General features: G+C 37.2%; 13 protein-coding genes. 5 read left to right on the top strand and 8 right to left on the bottom strand.

Features of this window, described 5'->3' with window-relative positions:
- Nucleotides 1-76: 76 nt before the first annotated feature.
- Nucleotides 77-1,318 carry a beta-ketoacyl-ACP synthase II gene (fabF, locus tag ABXT44_RS04940; protein WP_416686160.1) on the top strand — a complete coding sequence of 414 codons (1,242 nt, stop codon included), beginning with the start codon at nt 77-79 and terminating at the stop codon, nt 1,316-1,318.
- 7 nt (nt 1,319-1,325) lie between these two features.
- On the opposite strand, the gene ABXT44_RS04945 is transcribed toward fabF, so the two are convergent.
- The 7 genes from ABXT44_RS04945 to ABXT44_RS04975 form a co-directional block, all read right to left on the bottom strand.
- Nucleotides 1,326-1,550 carry a hypothetical protein gene (locus ABXT44_RS04945; protein WP_416686161.1) on the bottom strand — a complete coding sequence of 75 codons (225 nt, stop codon included), beginning with the start codon at nt 1,548-1,550 and terminating at the stop codon, nt 1,326-1,328.
- A gap of 55 nt (nt 1,551-1,605) precedes the next feature.
- Complete coding sequence (locus tag ABXT44_RS04950) at nt 1,606-3,531, bottom strand: M3 family metallopeptidase (protein ID WP_416686162.1); 1,926 nt, start codon at nt 3,529-3,531, stop codon at nt 1,606-1,608.
- A gap of 94 nt (nt 3,532-3,625) precedes the next feature.
- Nucleotides 3,626-4,600: an NAD(P)-dependent oxidoreductase gene (locus tag ABXT44_RS04955; RefSeq protein ID WP_416686163.1), complete on the bottom strand. Its 975-nt coding sequence runs from the start codon at nt 4,598-4,600 to the stop codon at nt 3,626-3,628.
- 26 nt (nt 4,601-4,626) lie between these two features.
- Entirely contained in the window at nt 4,627-5,829 is a 1,203-nt protein-coding gene (locus ABXT44_RS04960; protein ID WP_416686164.1) for a mandelate racemase/muconate lactonizing enzyme family protein, read from the bottom strand.
- A gap of 89 nt (nt 5,830-5,918) precedes the next feature.
- Nucleotides 5,919-7,607 (bottom strand): choline dehydrogenase, encoded by a 1,689-nt coding sequence (gene betA, locus ABXT44_RS04965; protein WP_416686165.1) that lies wholly within the window; start codon nt 7,605-7,607, stop codon nt 5,919-5,921.
- A gap of 17 nt (nt 7,608-7,624) precedes the next feature.
- Entirely contained in the window at nt 7,625-9,079 is a 1,455-nt protein-coding gene (gene betB / locus ABXT44_RS04970; RefSeq protein WP_416686166.1) for a betaine-aldehyde dehydrogenase, read from the bottom strand.
- An 80-nt stretch (nt 9,080-9,159) separates the two neighbouring features.
- Entirely contained in the window at nt 9,160-9,849 is a 690-nt protein-coding gene (locus tag ABXT44_RS04975; protein ID WP_271541373.1) for an IclR family transcriptional regulator, read from the bottom strand.
- Nucleotides 9,850-10,007: 158 nt separating this feature from the next.
- Between ABXT44_RS04975 and aceA the strand changes: the two genes are divergently transcribed.
- The 4 genes from aceA (at nt 10,008) to ABXT44_RS04995 (ending at nt 15,793) form a co-directional block, all read left to right on the top strand.
- Nucleotides 10,008-11,315, top strand: coding sequence for an isocitrate lyase (gene aceA / locus ABXT44_RS04980; protein ID WP_416686167.1), 1,308 nt, complete (start codon nt 10,008-10,010; stop codon nt 11,313-11,315).
- A 65-nt stretch (nt 11,316-11,380) separates the two neighbouring features.
- The gene (aceK, locus tag ABXT44_RS04985; protein ID WP_416686168.1) at nt 11,381-13,192 is read left to right on the top strand and encodes a bifunctional isocitrate dehydrogenase kinase/phosphatase; all 1,812 of its coding nucleotides are present in this window, start codon (nt 11,381-11,383) and stop codon (nt 13,190-13,192) included.
- Nucleotides 13,173-13,652, top strand: coding sequence for a ribonuclease E activity regulator RraA (rraA, locus tag ABXT44_RS04990; protein ID WP_416686169.1), 480 nt, complete (start codon nt 13,173-13,175; stop codon nt 13,650-13,652). Before aceK ends, rraA begins: the two co-directional genes overlap by 20 nt.
- Nucleotides 13,652-15,793 carry a malate synthase G gene (locus tag ABXT44_RS04995; RefSeq protein ID WP_416686170.1) on the top strand — a complete coding sequence of 714 codons (2,142 nt, stop codon included), beginning with the start codon at nt 13,652-13,654 and terminating at the stop codon, nt 15,791-15,793. The genes rraA and ABXT44_RS04995 overlap by 1 nt, the downstream gene beginning before the upstream one ends.
- Here ABXT44_RS04995 and ABXT44_RS05000 read toward each other — a convergent pair.
- Nucleotides 15,790-16,185 (bottom strand): hypothetical protein, encoded by a 396-nt coding sequence (locus tag ABXT44_RS05000; RefSeq protein ID WP_416686171.1) that lies wholly within the window; start codon nt 16,183-16,185, stop codon nt 15,790-15,792. The two genes, ABXT44_RS04995 and ABXT44_RS05000, sit on opposite strands and share 4 nt — an antisense overlap.
- Nucleotides 16,186-16,206 lie beyond the last annotated feature (21 nt).

Genomic DNA, 16,206 nt, shown 5'->3' on the forward strand with positions numbered 1-16,206 from the left:
TTTTTACGCAACATTTATCTCTCAAATTAAATAACTTATATAAATTTACTTTGTTAACTTTAAAAGAAAATCTACTATGAATAAAAGAAGAGTTGTAATTACTGGATTAGGTATTGTAAGCCCAGTTGGGAACAATGTTAATCATGCTTGGGCTAATATTATTAATGGCGTTTCTGGTATAGCGCCAATAACAAATATAGATACTGAAATTCAAGCTGTTAAATTTGGAGGCGCTGTTAAAGAGTTCGATGTGTCTCAATACTTGAGCCCTAAAGAGGCTAAAAAAATGGATATATTTATTCATTACGGTATGGCGGCTGGAATACAAGCTTTTGAAGATAGCGGCATTGAAGTAACAGACGAAAATGCTGAGAGAATTGGAGTTGCAATTGGTGCTGGCATTGGCGGACTAACTACAATTGAAAAAACAGCAGATCTTTTTAGAGAGAAAGGGCCCAAGAGAATTTCCCCATTCTTTGTACCCTCTTCCATTATCAACATGGTCTCTGGGAACATGTCTATCAAATTTGGTCTTAAGGGTCCAAATTTTGCAATTGTAACTGCGTGCACAACTGGAACTCATAATATTGGTGACGCCTCAAGAATAATTGAATATGGTGATGCTGACGTTATGATTGCTGGAGGAACTGAAATGTCAACAACTAACTGTGGCCTTGGGGGCTTTGCTGCAGCTCGAGCACTCTCCACTAGAAACGATGACCCAGAAACTGCTTCAAGACCTTGGGACGTTGATAGAGATGGCTTTGTTCTTGGTGACGGTGCAGGCGTTGTCGTTCTTGAGGAGTATGAGCACGCTAAAAAACGTGGGGCACACATTTATGGAGAACTTACAGGATACGGCATGAGTAGTGATGCATATCATATGACGCTTCCATCAGAAGGCGGCGAAGGTGCTGCAAGATGTATGAGAAATGCTATGAATAATGCCGGTATTAATCCGAATCAGCTAGATTATATTAATGCTCATGGAACCTCGACTCCAGCTGGTGACGCCGCTGAAACAGAGGCCGCTAAACTAGCTTTAGGCACACATTCAAAAAATATTATTATGAGCTCAACTAAATCAATGACTGGCCATCTTTTGGGCGCTGCAGGAGGAATTGAGGCAGTATTTACAACTCTTGCAATTAGAGATCAAGTAGCGCCTCCCACAATAAATATATTTAATCAGGACCCACAATGTGACTTAGACTATGCTGCGAATGAAGCAAGAGAAATGAAGATTAATCATGCAATTTCAAACTCTTTTGGGTTTGGCGGTACCAATGGCTCACTTGTTATATCTAAGGCACCTTAAAAGAACTCTAGTCCTCTAGTATTATTTCTTTAGTATCGGCTAAATCTGAATCTGAAAATAGTGATTTAATGTCTGGAAATAGCTTGTAAATTCTTATCGCCCCGTTAGTTACACTATTTAAAGCCTCTTTCTTAAGAATAATTAATTGCCAACTAGTGTCATTAGATTCATATTTGAAGGCACCGCCAATAACAGCCAAAGCAAGAATTGCACCTAACAAATACTTAATCATCAGTTTTTTCCACTAGCGAAAACAAATAAATCATATTTTACCAAGTTTATATCTCTTAAATTGAAATTCCAGAAGACTTTAAGAGGCCTTCCATTTTAGGCTTGCCGCCACGAAATTTGACATATTGGTCCATAAAGTCAAGACTGCCGCCAACTTCAAGAATAAATCTTCGGAAATCATCAGCAGATTTAGACTCAATTCCGCCATTATCTTTAACAAATTCATAAGCATCTGCAGCCAACACCTCAGCCCATTTATAGCTGAAATATCCAGCTGCATACCCACCACTAAAAATATGGGAAAAAGAATTAAGGAATCTATTCTCATCAATAACTGGAACTAAAGCAGTTTTCTCTCTAACGCTATCTAAAACTTTATATGTATCTATGTTCGAAATATGAGTATTTATATCCCATAGCGAAAATTCACACTGCCTAAGCATCTGAAGTCCTGATTGAAAGTTTTTAGAGTCAATTACTTTATTAAATAATTCTTCAGGTAATTTTTCACCTGTTTCCCAGTGACCCGAAATTAAATCAATTACCCCTCTTTCATAACAAAAATTTTCCATATATTGACTAGGAAGCTCAACACCATCCCATGGAACACCACTAATTCCAGCTGCACATGGAAAAGTAACTTTAGTTAATAAATGATGAAGTGCGTGACCAAACTCATGAAAAATAGTCACAATCTCATCAAAATCAAATAACGCTGGCTTGCCATCTTTTGGTGAGTTTAAATTACAAACAACAAACGCAACTGGCAAGGAGTCTTTATACAATCCTTGGAAATCTGACATCCAAGCCCCACCTCGCTTATTTTCTCTTGCATAAACGTCAAAATATATTTTTCCAATTGGCCCATCTTCATCCTCTAACATTATTACTCTAACGTCAGGATGATAGCAATCCTCTTCTACCTCAGTAAGCGTAACACTATAAAGATTTTGAATCGTTTCAAATAAACCGCTTAGAACACTACTCTCTGGAAAATATGGCTTTAAATCAGCACTCTTAAAGTTAAATACTTTTTGCTTTAATTTCTCTGAGTAGAACATTAAGTCCCATGGCATTAAATCATGTCCAGCAAAAGCCTCCAGATCTTTCAATTCTGTCTTTGCTTGCAGATGAGATAGATTTACTAACCTCTCTAGAAAATCTATGACGGATTCGGGTGAGTCTACCATTTTGGATTGAACTGAATATTCTGCATAGTTTGATAAGCCCAGAAGGATAGACATTTCTGAGCGTAATTTTAAGATCTCATCCATAACCTTGCGGTTATCAAATTTAACTGGAGTAATCCCAACATCAGACGCTCTTGAAATATATGCTCTATAAACCTCTTCTCTTAAGCCTCTATTCTCAGCATAAGTCATAAGATCAATGTAGACTGGTATTTGAAGGCTTACGATGTAGTCATCTCCTTCTCTAACCTTGGAAAGCTCTGCCTCACTATATCCATTCAAATCATCAATAGAGACTGACTTTTTCCAGGAGTTGGTTGCTTGTAAAACATTTTTAGAAAACTGATTACTTAAAACGCTTAATCTTTCTTGAATCTCTTTAAATCTTTTAGAGTCACTCCCCTTAAGGGCAACGCCTGAAAGCTCAAAACCCTTAATTGAGTCTTTAACAATGTGCTTTTGTTGATCATTAAGGCTTGTATTCTTAACTCTTTTAAATGCTTCATATAAGTCTTCATTAGCACCAAGATCACTATAGTAGTTAGAGATTATTGGTAAGGTTTTTTCGTAGTCCTTGTTAAACTTTTCAGAAAACATAACTGCATTAAGATGAGAGTTAACACTCATCTCTTTGCCAATAAGATGTTCATTATTATCAAGCACACCCACCACACTCTCCCAATCATTACCTTTACTTGCAAGTACCGATTGCTTAATACCATCTTTTACAACCTGGGAAATATTAAGAACGATATCTTTTGGCTTAAAGTCTGGGGTTTGATTGCTATTCATAATAGGGCTAATTTAAAAAAAAGTTAATGAATTTTAATATATTTAGATGACTTTATAGAGCTTGCTGAAAATATTAATTTTTAAGCTTTAATTACTAAAAAAAATAAATATCTTTTCGGCCTTTAATTATTACTTCATAGCCTTTTTCTTCTGGCTCATCATCAATCATTTCAGCTGGAAAACCATCGCCCAACACTTCAACATTGGCCCTTTCTTCAAGCCTCCTAATGATGTTTGGAGAAAGCTCACGTGGCCCGTATCTCTTCTCACCATCTTTAAAAATCTCAACAATTAAAGGGGCAATTTCTAAATCCAGCCCTTTTCTCTGAGCAAGCTCATTAAAAATTCCAATATCCTTAGAAACCAAATCCATTGTAAAGCTTATATCTCTGCTACCATTAAGAATAACCTGAGATTCAGTTTCATGGACAAATGAAGTTCCAGAAGATGCTTTGATCGCCTCATAAGTTACGTTCATATCCATTCCAAGCATCTTCATTGTTGTTAGCGCTTCTGCTATCGAAGCAAGGTTAACCGTAGCTAAGTAATTGGTCATAACTTTTAGAGTTGAGGCTGTTCCTAGGTCACCAGTATGAAGCACTCGTCTTCCCATGGTGGTTAGTATTGGCAAAGCTATTTCAAAAGCCTCTCTTGAGCATCCAGCAAAGATTGAAATATTACCTGTATCAGCCCTATGGCAGCCACCTGAAACAGGGCAATCAATTGGTAATGCACCAATTGCTTCAACTAAAGCACCAATTCTTCGAATTTCAGCCTCATCTGTAGTGCTCATCTCAAGCCAAATTTTCCCTTTGCTTAATCCCGATAAGATCCCATCAGAAGACTCCATAACTTCAGAGCAGGCTTTTGGAGACGGTAAACAAGTAATAACCACATCACATTTCTTTGCCATTTCTTGAGGCGAGCCAACACTCTTTGCTCCTCTTTCTATAAACTCATTAACAAGAGAAGATTTAAGATCATGAACTGTAAGGTCAAAACCATTTCTTAAAATACTGCCTGCAAGTTTGCCACCTGCATTCCCTAAACCAATAAAACCTACTTTCATCTAAATCTCCAAAAAACTACAAATTTTTAATCGTCATCAACATAGTAAGGTTTTGTATCCATCGAAAGGTGGAGCTTTTTTCCTTTATAAGGTGAATTCGCTTCAATAACTTTAAGGTTAAGATCTATCCCTAATCCTGGTTTATCTGAAGGAATAATATTTCCTTTACTCCAATCAAGAGGCTCCATTAGTACATCTGAGTGAAAGCCATCCCAAGTCCCAATACTTTCAATAATTAGGAAGTTTGGTGTTGCAGTAGCGAGCTGTATACTAGCTGCTGCTCCTACTGGGCCATTATAAATATGTGGGGCAATCTGAGCATAAAAAACTTCAGAAAGGCTCGCAATTTTCTTGGCCTCTAAAATACCGCCAACTCGCCCTAAATTCATTTGAATTATTGACGCAGAGTTATTTTTTAAAATATCAAAAAACTCATACTTTGTTGTTAAGCGCTCTCCAGTAGCAACTGGAATACTTGTCTTACTTGCAACTTCTGCCATTGCACTTGACTGGCCCGGAGGAACAGGCTCTTCAAACCACAAAGGGTCAAACTTTTCAAGCCTCTTAGCTAGCCGCACAGCTGAAGCGGGAGTTAACTGTCCATGAGTTCCAATAAGAAGGTCACAGTTATCTCCAACAGCCTCCCTTACTTTTTGGCAATAATTTTCGCAGTGCTTTAAGCGGCTCAGTGATATTTGATGTCCAGAGTATATTGAATAAGGGCCTGCTGGATCAAACTTAACTGCACTAAAGCCCTGCTCCATAAAATTTATAGCAGACTCAGCGCCTAAGTCTGGATCATCGTAATTAAGCACTCCATTTTTGTCTTTTGGGTATAGATATGTATATGACCTTAGCTTGTCATGAACCTTGCCTCCTATAAGCTCATATATTGGCTTATTTGCAGCTTTTCCAATAATATCCCAACAAGACATCTCTAGCCCACTTAATACCCCCATCATTGTCAAATCTGGCCTTTGAGTAAAGCCACTTGAAAAACACTCTCTGAAAAAGCGCTCAATATGATGTGGGTCATGGCCCTTTAGGTATCGCTCAAAGACATCTTGAGTTGCCTTAACAACAACTTCAGGATGAAAGGAGGCTGAATATATCTCTCCAATCCCAACGATGCCACACTTAGTTTCAATAGAAAGGAAGATCCAATACATTCCACCAATATGAGGCTTTGGGGTACCAACTATATAAGTATTTAATTTTACGACTTCCATGCCATATTTTTAGTAATTTATATTGATGTAATTTTTATACGGGTTTATAAGAATAAGCAAGTTATTTTGTTTACGAAAAATTATTTACTTTACGACGCCCTATAAAGTTGGCCTGATCGTTGGGTTTTTTGCCAATCTGAATCAATCCATACATCGGCTTCAGAAGCTTTGAGTGGCTCATTTCCTAATACGATATCCGCCATTTTTTCAGCTAACATAATTGTTGGTCCATTAAGATTTCCATTTGGAATTGTTGGAAATATAGAAGAATCAATTACTCTTAACTTTTCAATACCATTTACTTTACCTTGATTATCAACAACGGTCATAGGGTCACTTAAGTCACCCATTTTGCAAGAACAAGATGGGTGGTAAGCGCTTTCAACATTTGCCCTAACCCAAGAATCTATTTGATCATCACTACTTACCTCTAATCCTGGGCTTGCTTCACCCGCATTATATTCGTCCAGTGCTGGTTGACTTAAAACCTCACGAGTCAATCGAATACAATCACGCCAATCTTGTCTATCCTGCTCGCTTTCCAAATAGTTAAATAGGATTGTTGGCTTAGCTTGTGGGTCTGAGCTATTAATCTTAATGCTGCCCCGACTGCTAACTTTATTGACGCCTGCATGAACTTGATACCCATGCCCCTTCATTGCTGCATTTCCGTCATATCTCATTGCAGCTGGGAGAAAATGATACTGAATATTAGGCCATTCAAGGCCTGCACGAGAACGAATAAAACCACAAGATTCAAAATGATTTGTTGCGCCGAGTCCTGACTTAGATAGAATCCAGCGCACACCAATAAGACCCTTACTAAATAAGTTTAATTTACTGTTAAGTGTAATTGGCTTTTTACAATGATATTGAAAATATACCTCAAGATGGTCCTGAAGATTCTCGCCAACACCTGGCAATTCATGTTGCAGCTCAACTCCAGCATCTTTTAGAACATTTTTTGGACCAATCCCAGATAACTGAAGTAGCTGAGGTGAACCAATTGACCCAGCACAAAGTATCACCTCTGTATTCGCATTCAATATTTTAGTTTGACCGTTAATTGAATACTCAACTCCAGTTGCAACTTTATTCTTTAGAATTACTCGCTGAACAAGTACTCCAGTTAGTATTGTAAGGTTTGACCTATTTTTAACTGGCTTAATATAGGCATTTGATGTAGAAGAGCGAACACCACTTCCAACGGTCATGTGCATTGGACCGAAGCCCTCCTGTTGCTGACCATTATAATCCGCAGTTTCAGGATAACCAGCCTCCACTCCAGCATTAATAAAGGCTCGATAAAGAGGATTTAATTTCATGTTATTACCATTTGATGTCGCAACAGGACCACTACCTCCACGGTAGTTATCTTCCCCCAAATGCCATTTTTCAGAGCGCTTAAAATATGGCAGACAATTTTTGTACGACCAACCCTCTGCCCCTTGCTCCTCCCATTGGTCAAAATCACGCGCATGGCCTCGCACATAAACCATTCCATTTATGGAGGAAGAACCTCCCATCACTTTACCTCTAGGACAGTGCATTTTTCGATTATCAAGAAAAGGCTCTGGCTGAGTATGAAATTGCCATGCATACTTATCAGTGTTCATAGGGTATGACAGTGCAGTTGGCATTTGAATCATTATGTTTTTATCACTACCTCCATTTTCTAGAAGTAATACTCTATTTTCACCTGACTCAGTCAAACGATTTGCCAAAACGCAGCCCGCCGAACCGGCACCTACAACAATATAATCAAACTCATTACTCATATATTTCTTAGCCTATATTAATAAGGACTCTCAACGTCATCCAACCGAACAAAAATACTTTTAATTTGTGTATAGCTCTTCAAAGTTTCGGGGCCATTTTCACGGCCTATTCCAGACTCTTTATAGCCTCCAACTGGCATTTCAGCAGGAGAATCTCCCCAACTATTAATCCAGCAAATTCCTGCCTCTAATTGATTAATAACTCGGTGCGCCCGATTAATGTTTTGCGTAAAAACGCCAGCCGCTAAACCAAACTTAGTATCGTTTGCCCTGCCAATTACTTCTGCCTCATCATCAAAGCGCAGAATGGACATTACTGGCCCAAAAATTTCATCAGTAACGTGCTCAGAATCGTCTTTACAATCTGCAAAAATTGTTGGCTCTACAAAAAATCCATTTTCTGTTTCTTTGGATTTATGACGATTTCCACCAAGAACAAGTCGAGCGCCTGATTTTTTAGCTTTATCAATATAATCCATAACCTTATCAAGATGCTTTGAGCTTATTAAAGCCCCCATCTGAGTATCTAAATCCATTGGATCACCTAGTTTTATTTTTTTACTTCTCTGACAGACTTTTTCTATAAATTTATCGTAAATACCAGATTGCACAAACACCCTTGTTCCGTTGGTACAAACCTCACCTTGAGTATAGAAGTTTGCAAGAAGCGCTCCAGAGATTGCATTATCAATATCAGCGTCATTAAAAATAATTAATGGCGACTTACCCCCAAGCTCCAAAGTTACCTCTTTAAGGCTTCCAGCTGCATCTGCCATTATCTTCTTTCCCGTTCCACTTTCTCCAGTAAAAGAAATTTTAGCAACTCTTGGATGTCGAGTTAAGTACTGGCCTACGCGATAGTCACCTTGGACGACATTAAATACTCCTGGAGGCATCCCTGCTTCTGTATATATTTCAGCAAGTTTTAAAACGCTAAGTGGAGTTTCTTCAGAAGGTTTAAATACCATTGAATTCCCAGCAGCCAAACAAGCAGCAGATTTCCAGCAAGCAATTTGAATAGGATAGTTCCAAGCACCAATACCAGCACAAACCCCTAAAGGCTCTCTTTTTGAAATGTAAAAGGTACTCGATTTTAAATCTTGCTGAGCGCCCTGCAAACCCGGGGCAATGCCCGCATAATATTCAATTACATCTGCACCAGAATGGATATCAACACAATTAGCTTCCTGTAATGGCTTGCCGCAATCAGCAACCTCTAATGCAGCAAGTTCATTGTTTCTTTCACGCAAAATAGAAACTGCTTTTAGTAAGATTCGGCCTCTTTCAACGGCCTTCATCTTGCTCCACACAGCAAAACCCTTCTCAGCTGATTTAATAGCTACCTCAACATCACTCTCACTAGCTTGGTCTATAAGAGCTATAACTTGCCCATTTGCAGGGTTAATAGACTCAAAAGTTTCACTAGAATTAGATTTTAAATAGGCGCCATGAATATATAAATGTTCTATCATAAACCTTAATAAGTATCAAATTGTAAAAAACAATGATACATTCTATGAACTCACTATAAGTAAATTAATTAATCAAAATATTAAGGCATTACAATGTTTTGAAGCTGATCGTTAAGCAGCTGAAGAAGAATTGATTTTTGGTCATCGTCAAATCGGCTAATAGGGCCTGATACTACAATAGCACCAACAAATTTATTACTATTAGAAATAACAGGTACGGCGAGTGCAAAGAGCGCAGCATTGTGTTCATTTATTGACAAGTAATAGCCTTTATCACGAATATCTTTATAAAAACCCTGCTTGTCATTTTTACGCTTACCAAAAGCTAAGATAATTCGCCCAGAGGCACCACGATTGAGCTCTAAACGAGAGCCCTGCTCAATGTTATGTCTGATCTCATCTCTTGAGTGCGCTCTATATAAACATATACGCATATTATCTTCTTCAACAAAGAAAGATGCAGTTTCATCAGATATATCTCTGATCCTATCAACTATAGGACGTATCTGCTCAAGATGATTACTTTGCGTATATATAGCGCTTAAATAAAGAGCCTGAGTTCCCACAACATACTTCTTATTCTTAAGTCTTGAAACGTAGCCATAATCTTCAAGCGTACTTAGAATTCGATATGCAGTTGAGACATTAAAATTTAACTGATCACAGATCTCCTTTATTGAGAATTGAGATTTATCCAATGAAAACATTGACAAGATTTGTAAGCACTTTTCGATTGCGTTGTAACTTTTATCAATAGACCTAGGTTTCATTTTATTTCATATTATGAAAAAATTATATTATATAGTGAAATTATTTGATCATATTATCTTTTAATTGGTATTATTCAAATATAAGTAAATAGTAGCTATTTCAGAAGCTTGAGTAGATAAAAGAAATATAAACACAACCAAATTAAAAGGAGATACTAATGAATAGAGAAGAGCAAATTAAAGCCCTAGAAAAAGATTGGAAAGAAAACCCTCGATGGTCGAATGTAAAGCGTACTTATTCTGCAGAAGATGTTGTTAGGCTCCGTGGATCTGTTCAACCAGAATGCACTTATGCCAGAAGAGGCGCTGAAAAGCTATGGGATCTTGTTAATGGTTCAGCTAAGAAAGGCTATGTAAACTCTATGGGCGCTATTACTGCAGGACAGGCTATGCAGCAGGCTAAAGCTGGAATTGAAGCAGTCTACCTTTCAGGCTGGCAAGTTGCTGCAGATGGAAATACATCTGAAACAATGTATCCAGATCAATCACTCTACGCATATGACTCTGTCCCTACCATGGTTAGACGAATTAACAACACTTTTAAAAGAGCGGATGAGATTCAATGGGCTCAAGGAATTAATCCTGGTGATGATAAATTTATTGATTTCTTTTTGCCAATTGTGGCAGATGCAGAAGCTGGATTTGGAGGTGTATTAAATTCATTTGAATTAATGAAAAATATGATTACTAGTGGCGCTGCTGGCGCTCACTTTGAAGATCAATTAGCTGCAGTTAAAAAATGTGGCCATATGGGTGGTAAAGTTTTAGTTCCAACTCAAGAGGCAGTTCAAAAATTAATATCTGCTCGCCTAGCTTCAGATGTTATGGGCGTCCCTACACTTCTTCTTGCAAGAACTGATGCAGAAGCCGCGAATCTTCTAACTTCAGATGTAGATCCTTATGACGCTCCATTTGTTACCGGGAAAAGAACTGCTGAAGGGTTCTATATCGTTAAAAATGGATTAGAGCAATCAATATCAAGAGGAGTAGCTTACGCCCCTTATGCTGACCTGGTTTGGTGTGAAACTGGGAAGCCAGATCTTGGCTTTGCGCGTGAATTTGCTGAAGCTGTTTTAGCTGAAAACCCTAATCAGTTGCTTGCATACAATTGTTCGCCATCATTTAACTGGAAAAAGAATCTAAGTGACAGTCAAATTGCATCTTTCCAAGAAGATATTTCAGCGATGGGATATAAGTATCAATTTATCACTTTGGCTGGAATCCATAACATGTGGTATAACATGTTTGACCTTGCATATGATTACGCAAAAGGTGAAGGCATGAAGCATTATGTTAATAAGGTCCAAGAGCCTGAGTTTGATGCTGCTAAGAAAGGTTATACTTTTGCATCTCATCAGCAAGAAGTTGGTGCAGGATATTTTGATGATGTTACAACTGTAATACAGGGTGGTGAGTCATCGGTTACTGCATTAAAAGGTTCAACTGAAGAAGAGCAGTTTAGCTAAGTTTTGAGCTGCTACGTATCAAACCTTCTTGATTAAAGAAGGCTTTTAACTGGTAACTATTTATTATGCTTAGTAACTCATCTCAAAAGCTCTCTTTATCAATTGCTAAAAAGATTTTAATTGGCTTTGAGTATCATTACCAAAATATTAAGAGTGCTTCTATAGAGGCAAAAAGGTGTTTTGAGGAGAGAGAATGGCAAAAAATAGAAGACGATTCAAAATTAAGACTTAATTTCTATGATGAACAAGTTGATTACTTTTGTAAAAAACTATCTTTAGAGTTAAAAAAACAAACTCTCTATGGCGCAAAGGCTGAATTCAATGAATCACCCAGTATGGAGAAGTTTAACTCTGAATTTTGGAAAAATACAAAGCATGTCTATATTGAACTAATAACGGAACACAAGCAGCCTGAGCTAGCTGAAACCTTCTATAACTCGGTATTTTGTAGAATCTTTTCAAGAAGTTTTTATAATAACCAGTTTATTTTTACAAGGCCATGCGTGTCACTGAATTATATTGACATGGATGAACCAGTAATTGACAGCTACTTTGTTGAAGACGGTCAGTTGAGCGAAGCCTTTACAACTATTCTTGATAGCTACAATTTTAAATGTGAGTTTGGTAATCTCAGTCAAGATATCCAAAGATTAAAAGAGCAGCTTTATAATCAGACGCCACGACTAGACTCTGAAGTTTTCGAGATTCAAGTCATTAGTACCCCTTTTATCAGAGGAAAATGCGCCTACATTGTGGGCAAAATTGTCTCTCAGCTCCATTCAGATAGGCCTCTCCTTATTGCTCTATTAAATGATGAAAAGAAAGGTTTATACGTCGACAGCCTTCTCACTGAAGTTGGAGGAATATCCATTGTTTTTAGCTTTTCAAGATCTTACTTTTTTATTACAACAGACTACCCTTCTGCAATTGTTGAATATTTAAAAGAGATTTTGCCAGGAAAAACTAGGGCGGTTCTCTATAGCGCAATTGGGCTTCATAAGCAAGGCAAAACTTTGTTATACCGACATTTTCTCAAGTACTCAAAAATTACTAGTGAAAAGTTAATAATTGCACCCGGTATCAAGGGCATGGTTATGTCTGTCTTTACTTTTCCAATGTACCCCTATGTATTCAAAATTATCAACGACCGCTTTGCACCTCCTAAAATGGGCACCAAAGAGATGGTTAAGGATAGATACTACTTTGTTAAAAACCACGTAAGAATAGGTAGATTAGCAGATACATGGGAGTTTTCAAATGTTGCCTTTCCGTTAAAAGATATCGATGATGCATTATTAGAAGAGTTGAAGAGAAAAGCAGGCTCAAATATTGAAATTGAGGGGGACCTGTTAATCATTAAGCATATGTACATTGAAAATAAAATGACGCCACTCAATATGTATCTTGAAACTGCTACTAAAGAACAGCAAACAAACATAATTAATGATTATGGAAAAGCGATAGATGAGCTAATTAACTCAAATATTTTTCCAGGCGACATGCTTACAAAAAACTTTGGAGTAACTCGCCAAAATAGAGTCGTCTTTTATGACTATGACGAAATTACCTTAATGAGCACGCCCGTCTTTAAAAAGATTCCTGAATCCAAGACATACGAGCAAGAGCTTGCCTCTGAGCCCTGGTATTACGTTGGTCAGAATGACGTCTTTCCAGAAGAATTTAGATATTTCATGCTTCCAAATCCATATATGAAAGAAGTATTTAATAGAAATTATAAAAAACTTCTCGATGCAAATTACTGGATTTCAATACAAGAAAAAATTAAGAACAACGGGGTCATGGATTATTATCCATATGGATCAGAAAAACGTATGAGTGAAATATATGGAGAAACGGATGACTCTATCGACATGTGATATTTCGGATAAGCTTCACCCTAATGTCCAGTATTTAGAGCCCGTATATAAAAGTTATGGATTAAAAAAATCATTTTCAGGTCGCATTGTTACTGTTAAGTGCTTTGATGACAACTCCCTAGTTGAGCAGGTTTTAAATACTCATGGCAAGGGATCTGTATTAGTAATCGATGCAGGTGGCTCTATGAAGTGCGCAATGCTAGGTGATAAAAGGGCATCTGATGCAATCAGGAATGGCTGGGAAGGAATTATTATCTATGGATTGATTAGGGATTTAGTAGCCATAAATTTAATGCCAATTGGCATAAGAGCTCTTGGCGTTTACCCATTAAAAAGTGTTAAAAAAGGAATTGGAAAAAGAAATATAAATGTCTCTTTTTCAAATGTAAAATTTAATCCAAATGAATATATTTATGCTGATGAAGACGGCGTAATAGTTACTGAAAATAAGGTCAATTAATGAGCAGTGATAGTCAAATAATTAATAAGATTCGAGTAGATAATACTTTTTTTAGCTTCATTGAAGAAGAGGTTTGTGATGGATTAGATATTTCAGCCAAAGACTTCTTTAAATCCCTCTCTCAAATTTTAAATGAGCTACAGGAAAAGAACACGTCCCTTCTTGAAAAGAGAGACTTATTGCAATCTAAAATTGACCAATGGCATGCTGAAAATAAAAGAATTGATCTTCAGAGCTATAAGAAATTTTTAGAGGGCATTGAATATATCACTCCAATGCCTGATAAATTCTCTATTGATGTTGAGGAAGTAGATGATGAAATATCTCAAATTGCCGGCCCTCAGCTCGTTGTTCCTATTACAAATCAGCGCTTTGTTCTTAATGCTGTGAACGCTCGCTGGGGAAGTTTATTTGACTCCCTTTATGGTACGAATGTAATTCCAAACAAAGGCAGTATGAGCACCTCTTTTGCACACAACCTACAGCGTGTTAATCTTACTGCAGAACTTGCCTGTGACTTTCTAGATGAAATTGCGCCTCTTAAAGGCGCTTCTTATAGACAGATTACCTCTCAAGTTAAATACTCTGGTGCATTAATTTTCAACCTAAATGATGGTGAATTAGCAACCTTAATTAATCCAGAGAAATATATAGGATTAACTGACGATGGGCATATATTACTTAAGAATAACAACCTTCACCTAGAAGTAGTTTGTGACCAAGAAAGAAGTTTACATAAGAGCGGTATTTTTGATGTCATTCTTGAGTCCGCAATAACAACTATTGTCGATTTTGAAGACTCAGCGTCAACTGTTTCTAATGCGGAAAAAATTCACGCATATCGGAACTACTTAGGCCTCATGAAGCGTGAACTAAGCTCCACGTTTACTAAGGGTGGTGAAACCATTACTCGCTCATTAAATGAAGATAAAGCTTGTACTGATATACATGGAGAGAAATTTAACTTAGCTGGAACAAGCTTGACTCTCGTTCGTAATGTTGGCATTCATATGACGACAGGAATTGTTAGTAACCTTGATGACTCACCAATTCCTGAGGGAATACTAGACGCAATGGTGACTTCACTTATTGCGCTTCATGATATTAAACTTAAAGCGAATTCAAAAAAAGGAAGCATCTATATTGTTAAGCCTAAATTACATGGCCCTGAAGAAGTAAAATTTACAATGGAGTTATTTGGGCTTGTTGAAAAAGCCTTATCTCTAAAAACTAATACGCTCAAAATAGGCGTAATGGATGAAGAAAGAAGAACGACTCTTAACCTTAAGTCTTGTATTCATGAGGCTAAAAGCCGTATTATTTTTATAAATACAGGCTTTTTAGATCGCACAGGTGATGAAATTCATACGTCTATGATGGCTGGTGCAATGCGCTGTAAAGACCTCATTAAGGAAGAGGCTTGGTATTCAGCCTATGAGCCAAACAATGTAAGCACTGGTCTTGATTGTGGACTATTTAAAAAAGCTCAAATTGGAAAAGGAATGTGGGCTCAGCCAGATCAAATGCGTCAAATGCTTGATAACAAAATGGTTCATTTAGAGGCAGGTGCAAGCTGTTCATGGGTTCCATCCCCAACCGCAGCCACTTTGCATGCAACGCATTATCATCGCTTTGATGTTTTTAAGAAGCAAAAAGAGCTACTAGCAAACCAACAACACCCAAACCAAGATGACTTGCTTGTAATTCCTTTCTTGAGGATTGAAGAGCAGATGCCTAAAGAGAAAATTATCAATGAAATAAACAATAATGCCCAAAGTATATTGGGTTATGTTGTTAAGTGGATTAACCAAGGAATTGGTTGCTCTAAGGTCCAAGATATTAATCATGTTGGGCTTATGGAAGACCGCGCAACCCTTAGGATATCCTCGCAACATATGGCTAACTGGCTTCACCATGGAGTGTGCTCAAAAGAAGAGGTAAATAAAGCATTTAAAGAAATGGCTGTTATCGTTGATGATCAAAATAAGTATGATCCAAGCTATCTCTCACTTGCACCAAATTACGACAGTTTTGCCTACAAAGCATCAATAGCTCTGGCTTTTGAAGGAATGAGTCAGCCTAATGGCTATACGGAAGCAATTTTAATAAAATACAGACGTAAGTTTCTTGAGGCTAATTAGTCATCAAATTCTTTGCTATGTTTTCTTAATTTATCTATAAGAGAGATAATTTTTTTATCACCTCTTAAGGACTCATGAATATAGTCAAAGTATTCGAACTTATTGTCTTTAAATTGCCTTGAAATATTTGGGTAATACCACTGCTTATCTAGCGCATTAAGAATGAATTCTCTATTGGTCCATAAAGACACGTTTGCAGATGCAAAAACCTGGTCGATAATGTGTTCTGCCTTTAAACAACTAAAGATAATATCTACATCTTTCCAGAGTTCAGCGGGAAACTGATCATAGTGCTCTTCATCTATATTAAATTTATTAATCCCATCTAATATTTCCTCCTTACTTGTTTCAATGAATTCACCATCATGGCACTCAATTTTATTATCTTGCATTGATGGACTCCTGTGTATTAT

The sequence above is a fragment of the Candidatus Pseudothioglobus sp. Uisw_041 genome (assembly GCF_048087625.1).
Classification (GTDB): Bacteria; Pseudomonadota; Gammaproteobacteria; order PS1; family Pseudothioglobaceae; genus Pseudothioglobus.